17 protein-coding genes and 1 pseudogene are annotated in these 21,006 nt (G+C 70.6%); 8 read left to right on the top strand and 10 right to left on the bottom strand.

Going from position 1 to position 21,006, the window contains the following annotated elements; all coding sequences use genetic code 11:
- Both GT030_RS36495 and GT030_RS16540 read left to right on the top strand, forming a co-directional pair.
- A pseudogene (locus GT030_RS36495) lies at positions 1-297 on the top strand (hypothetical protein); the annotation flags it as partial.
- Between the two features lie 66 nt (positions 298-363).
- Positions 364-1,551: a pyridoxal phosphate-dependent aminotransferase gene (locus GT030_RS16540; protein ID WP_161201753.1), complete on the top strand. Its 1,188-nt coding sequence runs from the start codon at positions 364-366 to the stop codon at positions 1,549-1,551.
- Positions 1,552-1,626: 75 nt separating this feature from the next.
- Here GT030_RS16540 and GT030_RS16535 read toward each other — a convergent pair whose 3' ends face one another.
- Together GT030_RS16535 and clpB are read right to left on the bottom strand one after the other, a co-directional pair.
- A complete protein-coding gene (locus GT030_RS16535; RefSeq protein ID WP_030816547.1) occupies positions 1,627-2,157 on the bottom strand; it encodes a YbjN domain-containing protein in 531 nt (176 codons plus the stop codon).
- 171 nt (positions 2,158-2,328) lie between these two features.
- On the bottom strand, positions 2,329-4,926 hold the full coding sequence (gene clpB / locus GT030_RS16530) for an ATP-dependent chaperone ClpB (RefSeq protein WP_161201754.1): 2,598 nt from the start codon (positions 4,924-4,926) through the stop codon (positions 2,329-2,331).
- A 115-nt stretch (positions 4,927-5,041) separates the two neighbouring features.
- On the opposite strand from clpB, the gene GT030_RS16525 reads away from it, so the two are divergent.
- On the top strand, positions 5,042-5,455 hold the full coding sequence (locus tag GT030_RS16525) for a TIGR03618 family F420-dependent PPOX class oxidoreductase (RefSeq protein ID WP_161201752.1): 414 nt from the start codon (positions 5,042-5,044) through the stop codon (positions 5,453-5,455).
- Between the two features lie 139 nt (positions 5,456-5,594).
- Here GT030_RS16525 and GT030_RS16520 read toward each other — a convergent pair whose 3' ends face one another.
- Positions 5,595-5,930: a hypothetical protein gene (locus tag GT030_RS16520; RefSeq protein ID WP_030816552.1), complete on the bottom strand. Its 336-nt coding sequence runs from the start codon at positions 5,928-5,930 to the stop codon at positions 5,595-5,597.
- A 349-nt stretch (positions 5,931-6,279) separates the two neighbouring features.
- Here GT030_RS16520 and GT030_RS16515 point away from each other — a divergent pair, with 349 nt between their 5' ends.
- Positions 6,280-7,293, top strand: a complete 1,014-nt coding sequence (locus GT030_RS16515; RefSeq protein ID WP_161201751.1) for a helix-turn-helix transcriptional regulator — start codon at positions 6,280-6,282, stop codon at positions 7,291-7,293.
- 1 nt (position 7,294) lies between these two features.
- Here GT030_RS16515 and GT030_RS16510 read toward each other — a convergent pair whose 3' ends face one another.
- From GT030_RS16510 to dnaK, 6 genes are all read right to left on the bottom strand, one after another.
- Complete coding sequence (locus GT030_RS16510) at positions 7,295-8,323, bottom strand: helix-turn-helix transcriptional regulator (protein WP_161201750.1); 1,029 nt, start codon at positions 8,321-8,323, stop codon at positions 7,295-7,297.
- Positions 8,324-8,542: 219 nt separating this feature from the next.
- The gene (locus tag GT030_RS16505) at positions 8,543-9,649 is read right to left on the bottom strand and encodes a substrate-binding domain-containing protein (protein WP_161201749.1); all 1,107 of its coding nucleotides are present in this window, start codon (positions 9,647-9,649) and stop codon (positions 8,543-8,545) included.
- A gap of 319 nt (positions 9,650-9,968) precedes the next feature.
- On the bottom strand, positions 9,969-10,427 hold the full coding sequence (locus GT030_RS16500) for a helix-turn-helix domain-containing protein (RefSeq protein ID WP_086692767.1): 459 nt from the start codon (positions 10,425-10,427) through the stop codon (positions 9,969-9,971).
- Positions 10,428-10,432: 5 nt separating this feature from the next.
- Positions 10,433-11,614: a molecular chaperone DnaJ gene (gene dnaJ, locus GT030_RS16495; RefSeq protein WP_161201748.1), complete on the bottom strand. Its 1,182-nt coding sequence runs from the start codon at positions 11,612-11,614 to the stop codon at positions 10,433-10,435.
- Between the two features lie 45 nt (positions 11,615-11,659).
- Positions 11,660-12,310, bottom strand: a complete 651-nt coding sequence (gene grpE, locus GT030_RS16490) for a nucleotide exchange factor GrpE (RefSeq protein WP_161201747.1) — start codon at positions 12,308-12,310, stop codon at positions 11,660-11,662.
- The gene (dnaK, locus tag GT030_RS16485) at positions 12,307-14,148 is read right to left on the bottom strand and encodes a molecular chaperone DnaK (protein ID WP_086692773.1); all 1,842 of its coding nucleotides are present in this window, start codon (positions 14,146-14,148) and stop codon (positions 12,307-12,309) included. Before dnaK ends, grpE begins: the two co-directional genes overlap by 4 nt.
- Before the next feature lie 282 nt (positions 14,149-14,430).
- On the opposite strand from dnaK, the gene GT030_RS16480 reads away from it, so the two are divergent.
- Entirely contained in the window at positions 14,431-16,713 is a 2,283-nt protein-coding gene (locus GT030_RS16480; RefSeq protein ID WP_161201746.1) for a 4Fe-4S dicluster domain-containing protein, read from the top strand.
- 81 nt (positions 16,714-16,794) lie between these two features.
- On the opposite strand, the gene GT030_RS16475 is transcribed toward GT030_RS16480, so the two are convergent.
- Positions 16,795-17,118, bottom strand: coding sequence for an antibiotic biosynthesis monooxygenase (locus GT030_RS16475; protein ID WP_130338073.1), 324 nt, complete (start codon positions 17,116-17,118; stop codon positions 16,795-16,797).
- Positions 17,119-17,322: 204 nt separating this feature from the next.
- Between GT030_RS16475 and GT030_RS16470 the strand changes: the two genes are divergently transcribed.
- The 3 genes from GT030_RS16470 to GT030_RS16460 form a co-directional block, all read left to right on the top strand.
- Positions 17,323-18,807, top strand: a complete 1,485-nt coding sequence (locus GT030_RS16470; protein ID WP_161201745.1) for an FG-GAP and VCBS repeat-containing protein — start codon at positions 17,323-17,325, stop codon at positions 18,805-18,807.
- 146 nt (positions 18,808-18,953) lie between these two features.
- The gene (locus tag GT030_RS16465; protein ID WP_161201744.1) at positions 18,954-20,366 is read left to right on the top strand and encodes an FG-GAP-like repeat-containing protein; all 1,413 of its coding nucleotides are present in this window, start codon (positions 18,954-18,956) and stop codon (positions 20,364-20,366) included.
- A 35-nt stretch (positions 20,367-20,401) separates the two neighbouring features.
- Positions 20,402-21,006 (top strand): FG-GAP and VCBS repeat-containing protein (locus GT030_RS16460; protein WP_202460169.1); only part of this gene is annotated, 605 nt, incomplete at its 3' end.

The following is a 21,006-nucleotide window of genomic DNA, read 5'->3' as shown; positions in this document are numbered from 1 at the left end:
CCACCGCCGGAAGAGGACCCGGAGTCCCCGCCCCAGACCCACCAGCTGGACCCGCCGTCGTACGCCCCCGGCCCCGAGGACGAGGACCCCGACGACCGCGACCCGCCGCCCCGCAACGACCGCCCATTCCCGGCGGAAACCCCCCACGTACGCCGCCGCCGCGACCGCGCCGCGGCCACACCGGCCAGGATCACCACGATGAGGATGATGCCGAAGACCATGGCGTCCCCCCTCCTTCCGTTCCCCCGAAGCGACCCCCCGTGGGCGCCCCGTCCGTCACCGCGCACCGCGCGGTGACCGGGAGATGCCCGCCCCCGAAGAACCCCAAAGCCGAGTTGAGGAACTCCAGAGCTTGGGCGGAGGATGGCCGGCATGACCTCCACCGCACGCCCGTACCTCAACCGCCGGCTCGCCGAGTTCGGGACGACCATCTTCGCCGAGATGTCCGCGCTGGCCACGGCCACCGGCGCGATCAACCTCGGGCAGGGTTTCCCCGACACGGACGGCCCCGAGGAGATCAGGGAGGCGGCGGTGCGGGCGCTGCGGGATGGGCGGGGGAACCAGTACCCGCCGGGTCCGGGCGTGCCGGAGCTGCGGCACGCGATCACCGCGCACCAGCAGCGCCAGTACGGCCTCGCGTACGACCCCGACACCGAGGTGCTGGTCACGGCGGGCGCCACGGAGGCCATCGCGGCGACCCTGCTCGCGCTGGTGGAGCCGGGTGACGAGGTGGTGGCGCTGGAGCCGTACTACGACTCGTACGCGGCGAGCATCGCCATGGCCGGCGGGCGGCGCGTACCGGTGACGCTGCGCCCGGCCGAGGACCGCTTCCGGCTGGACCTGGACGAGCTGCGCGCGGCCGTCACCGACCGCACCCGGCTGCTGCTGATCAACACCCCGCACAATCCGACCGGCACGGTCCTCACCCGCGAGGAGCTGGCCGCGATCGCCGGGCTGGCGGTCGAGCGGGACCTGCTGGTGGTGACGGACGAGGTGTACGAGCACCTGGTCTTCGACGACGCCGAGCACCTGCCGCTGGCGAGCTTCCCCGGCATGCGCGACCGCACGGTGACGATCGGCTCGGCCGGCAAGACCTTTTCGTTCACGGGTTGGAAGGTCGGCTGGGTGACGGCGGCTCCCGCCCTGGTCAGCGCGGTCCGCTCGGCGAAGCAGTATCTCACCTACGTCTCCGCGGGCCCCTTCCAGTACGCCGTCGCCGAGGCCCTGGCCCTCCCCGACTCCTACTTCGACGGCTTCCGCCGCGACATGCTGGCCCGCCGCGACATCCTCGCCACGGGCCTCGCCGAGGCGGGCTTCGGTGTCTTCCGCCCCGCCGGCACCTACTTCATCACCACCGACATCCGCCCCCTCGGCGAAAAGGACGGCTTCGCCTTCTGCCGCGCCCTCCCCGAACGCGCCGGCGTAGTGGCCATCCCCAACGCCGTCTTCTACGACGACCGCGAGGCCGGCTCCCCGTTCGTACGCTTCGCGTTCTGCAAGAAGCCGGAGATCCTCCAGGAGGCCACGGACCGCCTGCGCCGCATGGCGTGAGAACGGAACGGCCGAGGGCCGGGGCAGCGAGATGCGCCCCGGCCCTCGGCCGTGTGCGGGTCAGGGGTGGGTGGATTACTCCACGTCCCCGCCCGAGTCCTCAGCGTCGTCGATCTCCTGCTCGAGGCCGAGCTGTTCGGCGAGCCACTTGTCGAACTCGATGGCCGCGCGGACCCAGCTCACGACGGAGGAGACGAAGTGGTTGAGGTCGACGCCCGTGCCGATCAGCATCTGGGCCTCGCCGATGAGGCGGACCGTGCCGTCGTCGTGGGTGTGGGTGTAGACCTTGGGCCACAGGGTGCGCCGGTTCCAGTCGTCGACGGACTCCAGCAGCCGCGTCTTCTCCTCGATCTGGTGCGGACGGTCGTAGAAGGTCCGCACCGAGAAGACGGCCTGCTCGTCCTCGCCGCGGAACATGAAGTACGTACGGAACTGCTCCCAGGGCGCCGCGAGGTCGCCCTCCTCGTCCACGACGTACTTCAGCTCCATCTGGTCCAGGAGCTGCTTCACGAGGTCCTGATCCGGGAGGACGGGGCCCGCCGGTCCCTGCGGCTGCTGCTCGGGCTGGCCCCCGAAGTTCGGAATCGAGGACGGGTCGATGCTCACCGTGGTTCTCCTTCGTACGGAATTCCGCCATCCTCCCCCAGAGGGGGAGGTCCGTGGCAAGCCCCGGCGCGGCCTGTCAGCCACGGGCGGACACGCGGCCCTCGTGCGGGTGTCACGCGTCGCTTCGACGAGTGACACCCGAGCCCCCGGGGCAAACGCGCGGGCCCTGTTTTACAGGGACTTCTCCGTGGCCGGAGCCACCTTCAGGCCCTCCTCGGCGCGGTCCACGCGGACCGTGTCGCCGTCCTTGATCTCGCCGGAGAGGATCTCCTTGGCGAGCCGGTCGCCGATGGCCGTCTGGACCAGGCGGCGCAGCGGGCGCGCGCCGTACGCCGGGTCGTTGCCCTCCTCCGCGAGCCAGGCCAGCGCCCCGGGCGTGACGTCGAGGGTGAGGCGCCGCTCCGCCAGCCGGCGGCCGAGCCGGTCGATCTGGAGGCGGGCGATCCGGGCCAGCTCCGCCTCGCTGAGCGCGGAGAACACCACCAGGTCGTCCAGCCGGTTCAGGAACTCCGGCTTGAACGAGGCCCGCACCGTGTCCAGCACCCGCTGCCGCTTCTCCGCCTCGTCCAGCGCCGGGTCGACCAGGTACTGGCTGCCCAGGTTGGAGGTGAGCACCAGGATGGTGTTGCGGAAGTCGACCGTACGGCCCTGACCGTCCGTCAGGCGGCCGTCGTCCAGCACCTGGAGCAGGATGTCGAAGACCTCGGGGTGCGCCTTCTCCACCTCGTCCAGCAGCACCACGCTGTACGGGCGCCGCCGCACGGCCTCGGTGAGCTGGCCGCCCTCCTCGTAGCCCACGTAGCCGGGAGGCGCGCCGACCAGGCGGGCGACGCTGTGCTTCTCGCCGTACTCCGACATGTCGATGCGGATCATCGCCCGCTCGTCGTCGAAGAGGAAGTCCGCGAGCGCCTTGGCCAGTTCCGTCTTGCCGACGCCGGTCGGGCCGAGGAACAGGAAGGAACCGGTGGGCCGGTCCGGGTCCGCGACCCCGGCGCGCGAGCGGCGCACCGCGTCGGAGACGGCCTGCACGGCCTCGCTCTGGCCGATGAGCCGCTTGCCCAGCTCGTCCTCCATGCGCAGCAGTTTCTGCGTCTCGCCCTCCAGCAGGCGGCCGGCCGGGATGCCGGTCCAGGCGGCGACGACGTCCGCGATGTCGTCGGAGCCGACCTCCTCCTTGACCATGGTGTCCCGCGCGGCCTCCTCCTCGGCCTGCGAGGCGGCCTCCAGCTCCTTCTCCAGCTCGGGGATCTGCCCGTACAGCAGCTTGGAGGCGGTGTCGAAGTCGCCGTCGCGCTGGGCGCGTTCGGCCTGGCCGCGCAGGTCGTCCAGGCGCTCCTTCAGCTCACCGACGCGGTTGAGGGACTGCTTCTCCTTCTCCCAGCGGGCGGTGAGCCCGCGCAGCTCCTCCTCCTTGTCGGCGAGGTCGCGGCGCAGCCGCTCCAGGCGCTCGCGGGAGGCCGGGTCGGTCTCCTTGCCGATCGCCAGCTCCTCCATCCGCAGCCGGTCGACCCCGCGCTGGAGCTCGTCGATCTCCACCGGGGAGGAGTCGATCTCCATGCGCAGCCGGGACGCGGCCTCGTCCACGAGGTCGATCGCCTTGTCGGGCAGGAAGCGGGAGGTGATGTACCGGTCGGAGAGGGTCGCGGCGGCCACCAGCGCGCTGTCCGCGATCTGCACCTTGTGGTGCGCCTCGTACCGCCCCTTCAGACCGCGCAGGATCGCGATGGTGTCCTCGACACTCGGCTCGGCCACCAGCACCTGCTGGAAGCGCCGCTCCAGCGCCGGGTCCTTCTCGATCCGCTCGCGGTACTCGTCCAGCGTGGTCGCGCCGACCATGCGCAGCTCGCCGCGGGCCAGCATCGGCTTGAGCATGTTGCCCGCGTCCATCGCGGAGTCGCCCCCGGCGCCCGCGCCGACGACGGTGTGCAGCTCGTCGATGAAGGTGATGACCTGCCCGTCGGAGTCCTTGATCTCCGAGAGCACGGCCTTGAGCCGCTCCTCGAACTCACCGCGGTACTTGGCGCCCGCGACCATCGCGCCGAGGTCCAGCGCGACCAGCCGCTTGTCCTTCAGGGACTCCGGCACGTCGCCCTTGACGATGCGCTGGGCCAGCCCCTCGACCACGGCGGTCTTGCCGACGCCCGGCTCACCGATGAGGACGGGGTTGTTCTTGGTGCGGCGGCTCAGCACCTGCACGACCCGGCGGATCTCCTGGTCCCGGCCGATGACCGGGTCGAGGCGGCCCTCGCGGGCGGCGGCGGTGAAGTCGGTGCCGAACTTCTCCAGGGCCTTGTACTGACCCTCGGGGTCGGCGGTGGTCACGCGGCGTCCTCCTCTGGCCTTCTGAAAGGCGTCTTGCAGCTTCTTGGCGGTGGCTCCCTGCTCCCGGAGCACGTCCCCGGCGGCGCCGCCCTTCGCGGCGAGACCGGTCAGCAGGTGTTCGGTGGAGAGGTAGTCGTCCCCGAGGTCCCCGGCGCGCTCGTCGGCGTCCGCGAGGACGGCGAGCAGCTCCCGGCTGGGCTGCGGGGGCGCGACGGTGGAGCCGGTCACGCTGGGCAGCGTGGCGAGCGCGCGCTCGGCCCCGGCGCGCACGGCCGCCGGGTCGGCGCCGACGGCGGCGAGCAGGTCGGTGATGTTCTCGTTGTCCTGGCCCGCGAGCAGCGCCAGCAACAGGTGCGCGGGCGTCAGGTCGGGGTGCCCCTCCGTCACGGCCCGCTGGCTTGCGGCGTTGATCGCGTCCCGGCTCCTGTTGGTCAGCTCGGCGTCCACGTGCGTGTTCTCCCCTTCCGCCACTGCTCCACTGATGACTTAATCAGTGTACACAAACTTGAGTCGGGTGCGCTCAATTAAGCGCCGGGAACTTCAGGTTGGCTAGGTTTCAGCCATGCCCTCATACTCCGTGGACCTGGACGCACCGGACGAGTCGTACGTCGCCTTCTGGCGGGAGCGGCACCTGAGCACGCTCACCACCCTGCGCCCGGACGGCAGCCCGCACGTGGTGCCGGTGTGCGTGACCTGGGACCCCGCGGCCGGCATCGCCCGCGTCATCACCAGCGGCACCAGCACCAAGGCGGCGCTGGTGCGGGCGGCCGGGGAGGAGGGCGCGCGGGTGGCGGTGTGCCAGGTGGACGGCCGGCGCTGGGCCACGCTGGAGGGGCGGGCGCGGGTGCGCGAGGACCGCGAGGCGGTCGCGGAGGCGGAACGGCGCTTCACCGAGCGGTACGGCCGCGAGCCCCGGGAGAACCCGCTGCGGGTCGCCCTGGAGATCCGGGTGGAACGCGCGCTCGGACGCGGCTGAAGAATTCCGGCCACGTGGCCGGAGTGCCGAAACCCCGAAATATGCGCAGAAACTGCAGCGGCGTCACCGTGTTCAGGTCACGGTGACGCCGCTGCGGGGGGAAGTACCTGAGGCGATCTTTTACGACGGGGGAATCGCGTCAGGCACTGCGGGGGGTGGCAGTTGTGGTCCTGAGGTCGGCGACCTCGGGCTCCGCGAGACGGTGGTCCCGCTGGTCCAGATTGACGAAGATCATGCCGTACCGGACGGCACACCGCACCGGCTGCGGCGCGCCGCGTGGCTTGCGCAGACAGCGGTACGCCCGTACGTCCTCGTCCTCGTCACGGGTGACCACCACCGGCTCGCCGAACACCGTCACCATCAACGAGTCGCCGCTGTGGGGGATGGCGGTGACCAGGTCGATGAAGTGCCAGCCGGAGCGGTAGGCGGTGGCCATCTCACGACGGAAGGAGCGGTCGTCGGGAGGCGTGGTCATGGTGATCAGTCCCACCGCGTGTCGAGCGGGGCGACGTCCCACCTCGTGTCCGCGGGTGTGGTGTCCCACCTGGTGTCGGCCGGCGTGGTGTCCCACCGGGTGTCCTGAACGCCCGCCGCTCGCACGGCCCCCCCGTCACCCGGCGAGTGCGCGCTCGTCGCACCGGAGAGGCCCGCCAGTGTTCCGACGGCCGCAACGGCGGAGAGAGCGGCAACAAGCGCCGAGCGAAGCATTCTGTTACGCATGGTCGGCTTCGTCCTCACTTGAAAGTCCCCTCTTCCCCCGTCGAGTTAGACGATGGCTCATTCAGGCACATCATCGCCACACGATCGGTGCATCATGTTCCTGCATGTTCAGGACCCTGGGGGGTGGAGATTTGGCAACAAACGGGACAGAGGCGACACATCCCCACGCGGTGACAGAGATGTGCGCGGAAGGAAGCCGCCTCTACGCGAGCGCGCTGCGCACCGGCCGCATCCCGCGCGCGGACGCCGAGGCGGCTCCGTGCCTGATGGAGTTCGCCCTGCTCCACCCCGACCCCGACGATCCCGGCTGGCTGCGGCCGGTGGCGCCGGCCGTCGCGCTGGCCCAGCGGCTGACCCCGATCGAGCGGGAGATCGCCGAGCGGCGGCGCCGGTCCATCGTGCTGTCCGAGATCTTCGAACCCTTCATGACGCTGAGCGCCCGCGAGGACGCCCCGACGCACGCCATCACCGTCCTGGAGGGCCTGGACCGCATCAACGCGGCCCTGGACCTCGCCACCGGCCAGTGCCGCACCGAGGTGCTCACGGTGCAGCCCGGCGGCCGCCGCAGCCCCGAGAACCGCCTCCTGGAGGCACTGGACCGCGACCGCCCGCTGATCGAGCGCGGGGTGCGCATCCGCACCCTGTACCAGCACACCGCCCGCTACAGCGCCGACCGCCTCGCCTACGTGGACCGCTTCACCGACGGCAAGGCCGAGTACCGCACCATCGACGAACTGGTCGAGCGGCTGATCATCTGCGACGAGACGGTGGCCTTCATCCCGGTCCGCGACGACCGCCAGGTCGCCCTGGAGCTGCGCCACCCCGGCCTGGTGCGCTACCTGGTCAAGGTCTTCGAGTTCATGTGGAGCCGCGCGGTCCCGCTGAGCGCCGGCACGCCCTACGAGACCGCCCCGGACGGCATCACCGACATCCAGCACTCCATCGCCAAGCTGCTGGTGGAGGGGCATGTCGACGAGGCCATCGCTCGGCGCCTCGGGATGAACGTCCGCACCTGCCGCGCCCACATCGCCAAGCTGGCCACCGCGCTGGGCAGCGGCAGCCGGGCCCAGCTCGGCTATCTGATCGCCCGCTCCGGGATGCTCAACGAGGCGGGCTAGTTCAGGGGGCGTGCACGCCCTCGGCGGGCGCGGGCGCGGGTCCGTGCGAGGGACCGTCCAGCCCCACCTGGGCGATCCGGACGCCGAGTTGGGTACGGCTGGTCGCGCCCAGGGTCTCCGAGAGCCGGGCGATGTGCGCGCGGCAGGTGCGCACGCTGATGCCGAGCCGCTCGGCGATCACCGCGTCCTGGTGGCCCTCCGCGAGCAGCGCGGCGATGGCGCGTTCGCGGTGCGAGATGCCCTCGATGCCGGTGTCGGGCAGCGGGGCGGTGAGCGGGATCGCCAGCCGCCACAGCCGCTCGAAGACCGTCACCAGGTATTCCACCAGCGCCGGGTGGCGCAGTTCCAACGCCATCGTGCGGTCGGTGTTGGCGGGGATGAAGGCCACCGTGCGGTCGAAGAGGATGAGCCGGTCGATGACCTCGTCCAGCGTGCGGGCCTCCACCGCGTCGCCCATCAGCTCCAGGTAGTTGAGCAACCCCTGCCCGTGCCGGGCGACATGGGTGTACAGATCGCGCATCCGGACGCCCCGGCCGCGCAGTTCGAGTGCCCGGTGCAGCCCCTCGGTCAGCTCGGCCTCGCGCCGGATGCCGCCGGGCTGCACGGTGAGCACCTCGGTCGCGCACCGCTCGGTCGCCTCGTCCATCGCGGCCTGGATACGGGTGAGCCCGTCCAGCACCCGGATCGCGGAGCCTTCACCCGGTGCGCCGAGGGCGGGCAGTTGACGGCCGAGCCCGGCGTACCAGTCGAACGCGGCGACCGCCGAGCCCATCCGGCGCCGGCTCTCGGTGACCTCGTCGTAGACCCCGCGCAGCAGCCGGGTCATCACCTCCTGCGGGGAGGTGGGGACCAGCCAGTCCATGTCGTCGGGGTCGGGGTGCAGCAGGGCCAGCTCCAGCAGGCAGGGCACCGGCTCGGCGTCCGCGCGGGGCACCCGGCCCCGGCGCACGGCACGGGAGTACAGGCGGTCCCCCTGCCCGCACAGCCGGTCGGCACCGTGGGGATGCTCCTCGGTCGCGTGCCCGGCCATCGCCCATTCCACCCCCGGTCGCCGCCACTTCGCAGCGCAACTATGCGCGGCGCCGCCCGCCTCCGCAACACGGCTCCTCCTGCCGCGCGCACCGCGAAACACCGGTATGCCCGGATCGCCGGGGGGCGGACGGCACACGAAAAGGGAGGCGGCCCCGCCGTCACCGGGGCCGCCTCCCTCAGCTGTCTCCGGGTCGCTCCCCGGCCGCGTACCGGCGCGTCAGCGCAGGCCCACGGCGGCGCAGGCCGACTTGTAGGGGGTGGTGCAGATCTGGTCGACGGTGTAGATGCCGTCCTCGACGACCGTCTCCTTGATCTTGCTCTTGGTCAGCGCGGTCACCTGGACCAGCTTGGCCGGGATCTGCTTGTCGGTGGGGCTGTCGATGCGGTCCTGGGTGAGGGCGTCGAACTGGATGTCCTTGCCCTGCACCTTGGCGACGGCCATCTGGGCCGCGGCCTCGGCCTCGTCCGGGTAGGACTTGTAGACGCTCATGTACTGCTGGCCCGCCAGGATGCGCTGCACGGCGTCCAGTTCCGCGTCCTGGCCGGTGATCGGGGGCAGGTTGGTGACGCCGGCGTTCTTCAGGGCCTTGATGACGCCGCCGGCCATGCCGTCGTTGGCGGCGTAGACGGCGGCGATGTTGTCCTTGCCGATCCGGCCTATCGCCTCGGTCATGTTGGCCTCGGCGTTCTCCGGCTTCCACTCCTTGGTGTCGAAGCTGTCCGCGATCGTCACCTTGCCGCTCAGCTCGGAGAGCGCGCCCTCCTTGAACTGCTTGGCGTTGGGGTCGGTGGGCGAGCCGTTCATCATCACGATCTTGTCGGAGAGCCCGGCGCCCGAACCCAGCCGCTCCAGCAGGGAACGGCCCTGCACCTCGCCGACCAGCTCGTTGTCGAAGGAGATGTACGCCTGGATCGGGCCCTCGGCCAGCCGGTCGTAGGCGATGACCGGGATGCCCGCGTCCTTGGCCTTCTTCACGGTCGGCGCGATCGCGTGCGCGTCGACGGCGTCCAGCAGGATGACGTTGACCTTCTCGTCGATCATCCGCTGCATCTGCTCGGCCTGCTGACCGGCGTCCGCGTCGGCGTTGGCGTACTTGACCTGGCCCTTCTTGTGGGTCAGTTCGGCCACCTTGCTCTTGATGATGGGGTAGTCGAACTTGTCGTAGCGGGTGTTCGCCTTCTCCGGCAGCAGCAGGCCGACGGTGACCTGGTCGCCCATGGTCGGGCTGGCGCTCGCGTCGTCTCCCGCCGCGTTCAGGACGCCGCAGCCGGCGAGCGGGAGGACCATCGCGGAGACGGCCACGGACATGGCGATACGACGCATTCGAGGGCTCACTTCAGGTGCGTTTCGACGGGGTGCTGCGTGCGACCCGGGTGTCTGAAAAGACAACTTGGAGGCGACCTGTGGCGTCAAGCAAAACAACTTAACGAGATGGCAACACCACGCTGCGTTCAGCCGGTGAAGACCTGGCGGAACCTTGCGCAACCCGCTGTAAACGCCCTTCACAACCTCCCCGCGCGAACCGCGTGTTACGTACACACAGGCGAATGAAGTCAGCCACGCTGTGAACGCCTGCTTCCTGAACGAGCGAAGGGGCCGGGAGGCTTGTGCCTCCCGGCCCCTTCGAAGATGCCCGGATACCTCAGTCCGCGGACGGCTGCCGCTTGGGCCGCCACACCACCAGCGCGCTGGTCTGCTGGACCTCCTGGTACGGGACCAGGTCACGCCGGTAGGAGGCGTGCACGGCGGCCTCGCGCTGACGCATCGTCGCCGCAGCGCCGTCCAGCGCCGACTCCAGCTCCGCCACGCGGGACTGGAGAGCCGCGACGTGGTTCTCCAGTTCGATGATGCGCTTGATACCGGCCAGGTTGATGCCCTCGTCCTGCGACAACTGCTGCACCTGGCGGAGCAGTTCGATGTCACGGGCCGAATAGCGCCGCCCGCGCCCCGCCGTGCGGTCCGGGGAGACCAGACCGAGGCGGTCGTACTGCCGGAGCGTCTGCGGATGGAGTCCGGAGAGCTGTGCGGCGACCGAGATGACGTAGACCGGGGTCTCCTCGGTCAGCTCGTACGGGTTGCGCCGACGACCTGGTGTGTCCATCGGGCTCATTCTCCCTTCGCGGCCTCGAACAGCTCCGCCCGCGGGTCCTCGTCCGCGGTCGCCTCGCGATACGCCTCCAGCGCGTCACGAGCCTTCCCCGAGAGGTCCTTCGGGACACTCACCTCCACGGTGATCAGCAGATCGCCGTGGCTGCCGTCCTTGCGCGCCGCGCCCTTGCCCCGCGCCCGCATGGTGCGGCCGTTGGGCGTGCCGGGCGGCAGCTTGAGGGTGACCGGGGACCCGCCGAGGGTGGGCACCCGCACCTCGCCGCCGAGGGCCGCCTCGGTGAAGGTGACCGGGACGGTGACGGTGAGGTTGTCGCCCTTGCGGCCGAACACCTTGTGCTCGCCCACGTGGACGGTGACGTACAGATCGCCCGCCGGACCGCCGCGCTCGCCGGGCGCGCCCTTGCCGCGCAGCCGGATGCGCTGCCCGTCGGTGACACCCGCCGGGATGCGGACCTGCATGGTGCGCGAGGACTTGGCCCGGCCGCTGCCGCTGCACTCGGTGCAGGGGTGCTCGGCGATCAGGCCGCGGCCCTTGCAGTCGGGGCACGGGTCGGTGAGCGAGAAGCCGCCGCCCGAGCCCCGCGCGACCTGCCCGGTGCCGACGCAGGTCGGGCACACACGCGGCGTGCCGTTCTTGTCGCCGGTGCCCGAACACGCCTTGCAGGGCGCCTGGGAGGTCATCCTGAGCGGTACGGTCGCGCCCTCGATCGCCTCGGTGAAGCTGAGCGTCACCTCGGTGTCGACGTCCTGGCCCCGGCGCGGCTGGGTACGGGTGGTACCCGCGCCGCCCCGGTTGAACAGGCCGCCGAAGACGTCGCCCAGGCCGCCGCCGAAGCTGCCGCTCTGCGCGCCGCCCGCACCGCCGGCGCCCCCGAAGAGGTCGCCGAGGTCGAAGTTGAACTGACCGCCGCCCGCGCCCGGCCCCGGCCGGAAACCGCCGTTGCCGAAGAGGGCCCGCGCGTCGTCGTACTCCTTGCGCTTCTTGGGGTCGCCGAGGACGTCGTTCGCCTCGGAGATCTCCTTGAAGCGCTCCTCGGCGCGGGTGTTGCCCTTGTTGGCGTCCGGGTGGAACTCGCGGGCGAGCTTCCGGTACGCCTTCTTGATCTCGGCCTCGGTGGCGTCCTTGGGGACGCCGAGGACCTTGTAGAAGTCCTTCTCGATGAAGTCCTTGGTACTCATCCCCGACGTCCCTCCTTCCGCACCTGCATGATTTCCGTGATTACGTCAGCCCTCCTCCGGGCCACCGTTCTCCTTGTCGTCGGCCGCGCTCTCCTCGGCCTCCTCCGCCTTGACGGTCTGCGCGCCGGGCTGCGGCTCGGCGACCGCCACCCGCGCGGGGCGGATGGTGCGCTCACCGATGCGGTAACCGGGCTGGAGGATGGCCACGCACGTCGTCTCGGTGACGTCGGGCGCGTAGGAGTGCATCAGGGCTTCGTGGATCGTCGGGTCGAAGGGCTCGCCCTCCTTGCCGAACTGCATGAGGCCCATCTTGGCCGCCACGGTCTCCAGCGACTCGGCGACCGACTTGAAGCCGCCGAGCAGTTCGCCGTGCTCCCGTGCGCGGCCGATGTCGTCCAGCACGGGCAGCAGCTCGGTCAGGAGGTTCGCGATGGCGACCTCCTTGACCGCGACGCGGTCGCGCTCGACGCGGCGGCGGTAGTTCTGGTACTCGGCCTGCAGCCGCTGGAGGTCGGCCGTGCGCTCACTGAGCGCCGTCCGCACCTGGTCCAGCTGCGCCACCAGACCGGCGTCCGCACTTGCGTCCCCCGCCGGGGCCGCCTCCTTATCGGAGGCGGCCTTCGGCTCGGCGTCGTCGGGGTTCGCGCCGGAGGGGACGTCGGGCTTCTCCTCGAAGCCCGGGGTCTCCTCCGTCACGCGGCACCGTCCTTGCGCTCGTCGTCGACGATCTCGGCGTCCACGACGTCGTCGTCCTTGGCCTCACCGGCGTCGGCGGACGGACCGCCGGCGGCCTGGGCGCCCTGGGCGTCGGCGTACATGGCCTGGCCGAGCTTCTGCGAGACGGCCGCGACCTTCTCGGTGGCCGTACGGATCTCGGCGCTGTCCTCGCCCTTGAGCTTCTCCTTCAGCTCGGCGACAGCCTCCTCGACCTCGGTCTTGATCTCGCCCGGGACCTTGTCCTCGTTGTCCTTGAGGAACTTCTCGGTCTGGTAGACGAGCTGCTCGCCCTGGTTGCGGGACTCGGCGGCCTCGCGGCGGGCGTGGTCCTCCTCCGCGTACTTCTCCGCCTCCTGGCGCATGCGGTCGACCTCGTCCTTCGGCAGCGAGGAGCCGCCGGTGACGGTCATCTTCTGCTCCTTGCCCGTGCCCAGGTCCTTCGCGGTCACGTGCATGATGCCGTTGGCGTCGATGTCGAAGGCGACCTCGATCTGCGGGACACCGCGCGGGGCCGGCGGCAGACCGGTCAGCTCGAACATCCCGAGCTTCTTGTTGTACGCCGCGATCTCGCGCTCGCCCTGGTAGACCTGGATCTGCACGGAGGGCTGGTTGTCCTCGGCGGTGGTGAAGATCTCGGACCGCTTGGTCGGGATCGTCGTGTTCCGCTCGATCAGCTTGGTCATGATGCCGCCCTTGGTCTCGATACCGAGGGACAGCGGGGTGACGTCGAGGAGCAGGACGTCCTTGACCTCGCCCTTGAGGACACCGGCCTGGAGGGCCGCGCCGATGGCGACGACCTCGTCCGGGTTGACGCCCTTGTTGGCCTCGTTGCCGCCGGTCAGTTCCTTGACCAGCTCGGCGACGGCCGGCATACGGGTCGAACCGCCGACGAGGACCACGTGGTCGATCTCGCCGAGCTGGATGCCCGCGTCCTTGATGACGTTGTGGAACGGCGTCTTGCAGCGCTCCAGGAGGTCGGCGGTGAGCTGCTGGAACTGGGCGCGGGTGAGCTTCTCGTCCAGGTGCAGCGGGCCCTCGGCGGACGCCGTGATGTAGGGCAGGTTGATCGAGGTCTCCGTGGAGGAGGACAGCTCGATCTTGGCCTTCTCGGCAGCCTCACGGAGGCGCTGGAGGGCCATCTTGTCCTTGGCGAGGTCCACGCCGTGGCCGGCCTTGAACTGCTGGACCAGGTAGTCGACGACGCGCTGGTCCCAGTCGTCACCACCGAGGTGGTTGTCACCGTTGGTGGCCTTCACCTCGACGACGCCGTCACCGATCTCCAGCAGCGACACGTCGAAGGTGCCGCCACCGAGGTCGAAGACCAGGATGGTCTGGTCGTCCTTGTCGAGGCCGTACGCGAGGGCGGCGGCGGTCGGCTCGTTGACGATGCGCAGGACGTTCAGACCCGCGATCTCACCGGCCTCCTTGGTCGCCTGACGCTCGGAGTCGTTGAAGTACGCCGGGACGGTGATGACCGCGTCGGTCACCTTCTCGCCCAGGTAGGACTCGGCGTCACGCTTCAGCTTCTGCAGGATGAACGCGGAGATCTGCTGCGGGTTGAAGTCCTTCCCGTCGAGCTGGATCTTCCAGTCGGTGCCCATGTGGCGCTTCACCGAGCGGATGGTCCGGTCCACGTTCGTGACCGCCTGGCGCTTGGCGACCTCGCCGACGAGCACCTCACCGTTCTTGGCGAAGGCGACGACGGACGGCGTGGTCCGGGCACCCTCGGCGTTGGTGATGACGGTGGGCTCGCCGCCCTCCAGAACGCTGACGACGGAGTTAGTCGTGCCCAGGTCGATGCCGACCGCACGTGCCATGGTTGATTCCTCCAGAGGACTTGAGTGGGACTGGCTCAAGTGTGCCACTCCGATCGCACTGGGTCAACAGACATGAGCCGACCGGGCTCAACTCTTATATGGCGCTTATATGCAAGGCGGCCTGTGGCCTGGCCGGGCGGGTTCCCCCGTCCCGGCGAAGGCAACCCTCAGCGACTCATCTCACCCCGCGGCGAGCTGCATCGCGCGGGAGGATGGGGGTAGTCTCAGACGGACTGCATAAGTTACCGCTTAGTAATTTCGAGGCCGCCTCAGGAGCCCCTCATGCAACTCGCCGCGATCATCGTGTCGCTGGTCCTGACCGTGGTCGGTGTCGCGCTGCTCGCCCGGGCCATCGGACAGTTCGTCCGGTACTTCAAGCTGGGCCAGCCCGTCCCCGCCGGTACCCGGACCGACAACCCGTACCAGCGCAGCGTGACGCTGGTGCGGGAGTTCCTCGGCCACACCCGGATGAACAAGTGGGGCATCGTCGGTGTGGCCCACTGGTTCGTGGCCGTGGGCTTCCTGACGCTGCCGCCGACCCTGGCCCAGGCGTTCGGCCAGCTCTTCAAGGCCGACTGGACGCTGCCCTTCATCGGCGACTTCCTGCCCTTCGAGCTGTACATCGAGTTCATCGGCGTGATGACCGTGCTCGGCATCGCCGTGCTCATGGTCATCCGGCTGCTGAGCCTGCCCAGCCGTCCGGGCCGCAAGTCCCGCTTCGCCGGGTCCAAGGCCGGCCAGGCGTACTTCGTCGAGTACGTCATCCTCACCATCGGCCTGGCGATCTACACCCTGCGCGGCCTCGAGGGCGCCCTGCACCACGTGGACCACTACGAGGCGGCCTACTTCGCCTCGTACCCGCTGGTCCTCGCCTTCAAGGCGCTGAGCGTCACCACGCTGCAGAACCTGGTCTACCTGGTCGCCATGATCAAGATCGGGACCTCGTTCATCTGGATGATCGTGGTCTCGCTCAACACCAACATGGGTGTGGCCTGGCACCGCTTCCTCGCGTTCCCGAACATCTGGTTCAAGCGGGAGGCGGACGGCGGTGTGGCCCTCGGCGCCCTTCAGCCGATGACCTCCGCCGGCAAGCCGATCGACTTCACCGACCCCGGTGAGGACGACGTCTTCGGCGTCTCCCAGGTCGAGCAGTTCTCCTGGAAGGGCCTGCTGGACTTCTCCACCTGCACCGAGTGCGGCCGCTGCCAGTCGCAGTGCCCCGCGTGGAACACCGGCAAGCCGCTCTCCCCGAAGCTGCTGATCATGTCGCTGCGGGACCACGCCCACGCCAAGGCGCCCTACCTGCTCGCGGGTGGCGGCAAGACCATGGAGGGCGACGAGAAGGCGTCCGAGGAGCAGCTGGCGAACGTGCCCGCCGCGGCCCTCGCCGAGGCCGAGCGCCCGCTCATCGGCACCGCCGAGGAGAACGGCGTCATCGACCCCGACGTCCTGTGGTCCTGCACCACCTGCGGCGCCTGTGTCGAGCAGTGCCCGGTGGACATCGAGCACATCGACCACATCGTCGACATGCGCCGCTACCAGGTGATGATCGAGTCCGCGTTCCCGTCCGAGGCGGGCACGATGCTCAAGAACCTGGAGAAGAAGGGCAACCCCTGGGGCCTGGCCAAGAAGCAGCGCCTCGAGTGGACCAAGGAGGTCGACTTCGAGGTCCCGGTCGTCGGCAAAGACATCGAGGACCTGTCCGAGGTCGAGTACCTCTACTGGGTCGGCTGTGCCGGTGCCCTGGAGGACCGCGCCAAGAAGACGACCAAGGCGTTCGCCGAGCTGCTGCACATCGCGGGCGTCAAGTTCGCCATCATGGGCGGCGACGAGAAGTGCACCGGTGACTCCGCCCGCCGTCTCGGCAACGAGCCCCTGTTCCAGGAGCTCGGCATGGAGAACGTCATGTCCCTCAACGCCGCCTTCGGCGAGGAGATGGACGACGACGGCAAGGTGGTCCCCGAGTCGGCGAAGCCCAAGTCGGCCAAGAAGATCGTCGCCACCTGCCCGCACTGCCTCAACACGCTCGGCAACGAGTACCCGCAGCTCGGCGGCGACTACGAGGTCATCCACCACACCCAGCTGCTCCAGCACCTGGTGGACGAGGGCAAGCTGATCCCCGTCACCCCGGTCGAGGGCATCATCACGTACCACGACCCCTGCTACCTGGGCCGGCACAACAAGATCTACACGCCTCCGCGCGAGATCATCGGCAAGGTCCCGGGCCTCAGGAACGAGGAGATGCACCGCCACAAGGAGCGCGGCTTCTGCTGTGGCGCCGGTGGCGCGCGGATGTGGATGGAGGAGCGGATCGGCAAGCGCATCAACAACGAGCGCGTCGACGAGGCCCTCTCCCTCAACCCCGACATCGTCTCCACCGCCTGCCCGTTCTGCCTCGTCATGCTGACCGACTCGGTCAACGGCAAGAAGAACGACGGCAAGGCCAAGGAGTCCATCCAGGTCGTCGACGTCGCCCAGCTCCTGCTGGACTCCGTCAAGACCCCGGGGGACCCCGCGGACGACGGCGAGCCCGCCACCGAGCCGGAGCCCGAGCCGGTCAAGTAGCGCACCGCTTCGCACACGACGGCGCCCCCCGGTCCACGAGGCCGGGGGGCGCCGTCGTACCCGTAGGGGTTACGTGGGGGGTTACTTCGGGGACGCCTGCTGGACGACCTCGAAGGACCACAGGGTGGAGCCGGCCGCGGCGGGCCGCTGCTTCTCGCCCTCACCACCGCCCGTGCCCTGGTGGGCGGCCTTCATGGGGCCCTCCATCCACGCCTGGAAGGCCGCGTCGTCGCGCCAGCGGGTGTAGACGAGGTACTGGTCGGTGCCCTCCACGGGCCGCAGCAGCTCGAACCACTCGAACCCGTCCGAGCTCTCCACGGTGTGCGCCCGCGAGGCGAACCGCTTCTCCAGCACCTCCCGCTGCTCGTCGGGAACGGTCAGCACATTGATCTTCACTACGCTCATGCCCCCATCCTGCCCCCACCGGCCGGGCCCCGCCCGCCCCGGAAGTTCTCCGGGAAGCCGCACAACCGTTCCCCGCCGCTGTCGGTCTGATGATCGCCAACCGCTTCGCGGCCCCCTGGACGACCAGGGGCTACGCGGGCTGTCGGCCCCACACCGACTCGCGGACGCCACTCCCGGCATCCCCGTACGCCGCAGGAGAACCCCATGCGCGCGCACCACAGAATCACCCTGGCGACGGTCACCGCGGCCGCCCTCACCGGCGGACTGGTCAGCCTCACCGCCGCCCCGGCCACGGCCGCCGACTCCACCACCGTGGCCAAGGCCGACTTCAACGGCGACGGCATCGGCGACCTCGCCACCTCGGCCGCCGACGCCTACGTCAACGGCCGCAAGGGCGCCGGCCAGGTCGTCGTCCTGTACGGCACGAAGACCGGCGTCTCGGGCGCCAAGCGCACCACCCTCAGCCAGGACACGCCCGGCGTCCCCGGCGGCGCCGAGATCGGCGACACCTTCGGCAGCTCCCTGGCGTACGGCGACTTCAACGGCGACGGCTTCGACGACCTCGCCGTCGGCGTCCCGCACGAGAAGCTCGGCAGCGACACCAACGCCGGTGCCGTCGCCCTGCTCTGGGGCTCCAAGGACGGGCTGACCGGCAAGAGCGCCGAACTCCTCGACCCGGCGCAGTCCTCCCACGACTACTGGGGCCACCTCATGGCGGCCGGGGACTACGACGGCGACGGGCGCACCGACCTCGTCGTGGGCGCGTCGACCTCCACGCTGTACCTCTACAAGGGGGGCTTCAGCTCCACCGGCACCGCCGCGAGCCGCACCACCCTCAACCCGCCGATCCAGTCCGGCGACGACACGTACCCCTTCGGCCCGATGAACCTGACCGCGGGTGACGTCAACGGTGACGGCCGCACCGACCTTGTGGTGGACGGCTACGAGACCAAGACCCGTTACGGGTGGAACACCAACTACTGGCTGCCCGGCACCGCGAACGGTCTCAGCACCGCCGCCGCCAAGAAGCTCAAGTCCGGCATCATCACCGGCATCGGCGACATCAACGGCGACGGCTACGGCGACATCGTCAGCGGCGCCATGTGGGACGCCGGCAAGCTGGAGGACGGCACCGCGGTCCCCGACGCCTCCACGGGCGGCCGCGTCAACATCGCCTACGGGTCGGTCTCCGGGCCGAACCGCACCGCCGCGATCAACCAGAACACCGGCAACGTCCCCGGCGGCTCCGAGAAGGGCGACGGCTTCGGCAGCGAGCTGGACCTCGGCGACATCGACGGCGACGGCTACCAGGACCTCGTGATCAGCAGCATGTTCGAAGACCTCGGCACGGTGTCCGAGGCGGGCATGGTCACCGTGCTGTACGGCTCCGCGAACGGCGTGAACACCACCACCCGCGCCCAGTCCTTCGCCCAGAGCAGCACGGGCGTCCCCGGCGGCGACGAGAAGGCCGACCACTTCGGCGCCGACGTCAAGCTGGACGACGTCACCGGCGACGGCCGGGCCGACCTGCTGGTCGGCGCCGACGAGGACGGCGGCGACGGCGCCCTCACCTACCTGCCCTCCGACGGCAGGAAGATCACCACGAAGGGCGCCCGCTTCGTCAACGCGGCCGCCGTGGGCGTCTCCACCTCGGGCACCCCTCGCTTCACCAGCATCTTCGGCAACTGAGCCCGTTCACGGAACTCACGTACAACCTTTACCTTTCATCGCGGGTCTCCTGATCGCCGCCGGCCCCCTCGCGGACCGGCCGGCTGTCCCTCGTCCGGCCGGGCACGCAGCAGTGCGGGCCCGGCCACTCCCGCTCGGAGCCCGCCTTGCGCAAGCGCGTCCTTCTCCTGGCCGCCACTCTGACCACCGGCCTGCTCACCGCTCTGCCCGCCACCCCCGCCGGCGCCGCGCCGTCCCGGCTGTCCGGTGACTTCAACGGTGACGGGTACCTGGACATCGCCCTGAGCGCCCAGGGCCACGACGTCGGCAGGGCTCAGCAGGCCGGTGCCGTCGTCGTGCTCTACGGCTCCGCCTCGGGCGTCTCCGCCGCCAGGCGCAGCGTGATCACCCAGAACTCCGCCGGGGTTCCCGGCACCGCCGAGGCGGGCGACGTCTTCGGCGCGGGCTTGGCCGCGGGCGACCTGGACGGCGACGGCTACTCCGACCTCGTCGTGGGCGCCACGGGCGAGAGCATCGGCGACCGGGACCAGGTGGGCAGCGCGACCATCCTGTGGGGCGGCAAATCGGGCCTGTCCGGTGGTGCCCTGGTCCCCCAGCCGGCCGCCCTGCCCGAGTGGAGCGACTTCGCCCGGGGCATCGCGGTCGCCGACTTCGACGGGGACCACAAGCTCGACCTGACCCTCACCGGCCGGACCCAGACCCGGCTGTACAGGGGCCCCTTCACCCGCTCGGGCACCCCGCTGACCAACACCGGCGTCGGCGAACTGGGCACCACCACCGAGACGTTCGCGGGGGATCTCAACCATGACGGCGCGGCCGAGCGCTTTTACCCCTTCCTCGTCGACGGCGACGAGGGCGGCGACATCATCTACTACACCTGGACCGGTACGAAGCAGGCCATGAAGCGCCTGCCGAAGGCGGACGGCCTGGCCGGCTCGGTGGCCGACATCAACGGCGACGGCTACGGCGACGTGGTCCTCGGTGACGCCTCCGACCCCACCGGGACCAAGAAGTCCGGTCACAAGGGCGGCCAGATCACCGTCTGGTACGGCGGCCCCACCGGCCCGGACCCCGCGCAGACCCCGACCGTGATCCACCAGGACACCACCGGCGTACCCGGCACGGGCGAGTCCGACGACCTCTTCGGCTCCTCGGTCGGCACCGGTGACATCAACGGCGACGGCTTCGCGGACGTCGCCGTGGGCGCGCCGGGCGAGGCCCTCGGCAAGGCCCTCGGGGCCGGGTCGGTGACCATCCTGTTCGGCTCCGCCTCGGGCCTGACCACGAAGGGCGCCCAGGGCTGGACGCAGGACTCGAAGGGCGTACCCGGCGGCTCGGAGGCCGGGGACCGGTTCGGCCAGTCGGTCCGGCTGCCCGACATCAACCGGGACGGCAAGGCCGACCTGGTGACCGGGGCGGGCGGGGAGGACGGCCACGGCGCCGTCACGATCCTGCGGGGCTCGGCATCCGGCCTGACCACCGGCTCCGCCAAGTTCATCGCCGCCCGCGACGTCGCCCTGGCCGGCACGGGCGACTTCGCCTGGGCGATCGCCCCGTGATCCGCACCCGACTCCGGCCTTCCCAGGGACACTTCATGCGTACGCGCGTCCTCGCCCTCGCTCTCACCGGGCTCGTCGCCCCGCTCGCGCTGAGCGGGCCCGCCCACGCGGCCCCGGCCGCCGCCCCGTACGACTTCAACGGCGACGGCCGTATCGATCTCGCGGTCGGCGCCCCCGACGCCACCGTGGGCGGCCGGTCCTGGGCAGGTGCCGTCTCGGTCGTCTACGGCGGCTCCGCCGGGCTGAAGACGGCCACCCGCACCGTGATCACCCAGAACACCGCCCAAGTGCCGGGCGCCGCCGAGGCCGGCGACGCGTTCGGCACCGCCGTGGCGAGCGCCGACCTGAACAAGGACGGCTACGCCGACCTGCTGGTCGGCGCGCCCGGCGAGGACGTGGGCGCCGGCGCGGTCACCCTGCTCCGCGGCAATGCCTCGGGGCTCACCACCCGGCAGGCCGCGTGGTTCGGCCAGAACACCGCGGGCGTCCCCGGCACTTCGGAGAAGGGCGACCGGTTCGGCGCCCGTGTCCTGCTCGCCGACCACTCCGGTGACCGGCGCGCGGAACTGACCGTCGCGGCCCCCGGCGAGGACGGGGGCGACGGCGCGGTCTGGTCACTGCGCGGCTCGGCGGCCGGCCC

Source organism: Streptomyces sp. SID1328 (genome assembly GCF_009865595.1).
Classification (GTDB): domain Bacteria; phylum Actinomycetota; class Actinomycetes; order Streptomycetales; family Streptomycetaceae; genus Streptomyces; species Streptomyces griseoluteus.
This window is presented reverse-complemented; position numbering and strand designations above follow the sequence as displayed.

What these genes read in the sequence shown, in the direction of transcription:
- GT030_RS16540 (WP_161201753.1), top strand. Translation starts at nt 364, where the DNA reads ATGGCCGGCATGACCTCCACCGCACGCCCGTACCTCAACCGCCGGCTC.
- GT030_RS16525 (WP_161201752.1), top strand. Translation starts at nt 5,042, where the DNA reads ATGCCCTCATACTCCGTGGACCTGGACGCACCGGACGAGTCGTACGTC.
- GT030_RS16520 (WP_030816552.1), bottom strand. Translation starts at nt 5,930, where the DNA reads ATGACCACGCCTCCCGACGACCGCTCCTTCCGTCGTGAGATGGCCACC.
- GT030_RS16515 (WP_161201751.1), top strand. Translation starts at nt 6,280, where the DNA reads ATGTTCAGGACCCTGGGGGGTGGAGATTTGGCAACAAACGGGACAGAG.
- GT030_RS16510 (WP_161201750.1), bottom strand. Translation starts at nt 8,323, where the DNA reads ATGGCCGGGCACGCGACCGAGGAGCATCCCCACGGTGCCGACCGGCTG.
- GT030_RS16505 (WP_161201749.1), bottom strand. Translation starts at nt 9,649, where the DNA reads ATGCGTCGTATCGCCATGTCCGTGGCCGTCTCCGCGATGGTCCTCCCG.
- GT030_RS16500 (WP_086692767.1), bottom strand. Translation starts at nt 10,427, where the DNA reads ATGGACACACCAGGTCGTCGGCGCAACCCGTACGAGCTGACCGAGGAG.
- dnaJ (WP_161201748.1), bottom strand. Translation starts at nt 11,614, where the DNA reads ATGAGTACCAAGGACTTCATCGAGAAGGACTTCTACAAGGTCCTCGGC.
- dnaK (WP_086692773.1), bottom strand. Translation starts at nt 14,148, where the DNA reads ATGGCACGTGCGGTCGGCATCGACCTGGGCACGACTAACTCCGTCGTC.
- GT030_RS16480 (WP_161201746.1), top strand. Translation starts at nt 14,431, where the DNA reads ATGCAACTCGCCGCGATCATCGTGTCGCTGGTCCTGACCGTGGTCGGT.
- GT030_RS16475 (WP_130338073.1), bottom strand. Translation starts at nt 17,118, where the DNA reads ATGAGCGTAGTGAAGATCAATGTGCTGACCGTTCCCGACGAGCAGCGG.
- GT030_RS16470 (WP_161201745.1), top strand. Translation starts at nt 17,323, where the DNA reads ATGCGCGCGCACCACAGAATCACCCTGGCGACGGTCACCGCGGCCGCC.